The following is a 722-nucleotide window of genomic DNA, read 5'->3' as shown; positions in this document are numbered from 1 at the left end:
AGAGCGCAGCAGAAGCTCAACCGTTCGGCGAACGCGTGGGGTGCGGCGCGTGTGATCAAAGACCCTGACCAGGTCCGAAAACAGAAGCTTGAACGGGTCATTGCATTGCCGGATAGCGGCCTCCCGCAGTCCTTCGGGGGCATCTGGCCGCCCTCGCGCGGAAAGCTCACCCAGCAGGTTCTGACGGGACCCGAAGTGCCAGTAGATCGCGCCGCGCGAATGGCCGCACTCGGTGGCGATCAGCTCCAGCGTGGCGCCGGCGGGACCATGGCGCAGCAGGCACACCAGTGCGGCATCGAGGATCCTCTCACGCGTGGCGTGTGCATCCTCCTTGGTTCTTCTAGCCATGGCACGGTCGCATCCCTGCTGTTCGATGAGCGCGCGGCCGCGCGTCCTGATCTTCCTTAGAAGAGGCGATGGGACGGTCCATAGCCACAGCGCTGCACCGAGAGTTCCGGCCTTGGAGTGTCGATCTTCGGCTCATTGGCGGGGGCAGGGCAGGATAGTGTGCCAAGCCAAAGACCATCCGCAGCGAGGCGCGCAGACTTCAATACGGGATCGTCCGCTTCAGAGGGATCTGTCGCCAGCCTCTTCTTCATCCACTCGATCCACTGCGACGCGGGTACCTGGGTCAGGTCCAGGCGAATGATCAGGGCCGAGAGCATTGCAACGTCGTGCCGCCTGCAGCCCTCGACCACCGATTCCACGTAGGCGTTGGTGAA

The 722-nt window shown here is 63.7% G+C and carries 1 protein-coding gene and 1 pseudogene; both read right to left on the bottom strand.

Annotated features, from left to right (window positions below):
* Positions 1 to 348 (bottom strand): TetR family transcriptional regulator (locus tag D7T59_RS21535; protein ID WP_180882695.1); only part of this gene is annotated, 348 nt, incomplete at its 3' end.
* A gap of 56 nt (positions 349 to 404) precedes the next feature.
* A pseudogene (locus tag D7T59_RS21530) lies at positions 405 to 722 on the bottom strand (TetR/AcrR family transcriptional regulator); the annotation flags it as partial.

The sequence above is a fragment of the Stenotrophomonas maltophilia genome (assembly GCF_013464915.1).
Lineage (GTDB): Bacteria > Pseudomonadota > Gammaproteobacteria > Xanthomonadales > Xanthomonadaceae > Stenotrophomonas > Stenotrophomonas maltophilia_AT.
Note: the sequence above shows the minus strand (reverse complement) of the source record. Positions and strands in the feature narration are given on the sequence as shown.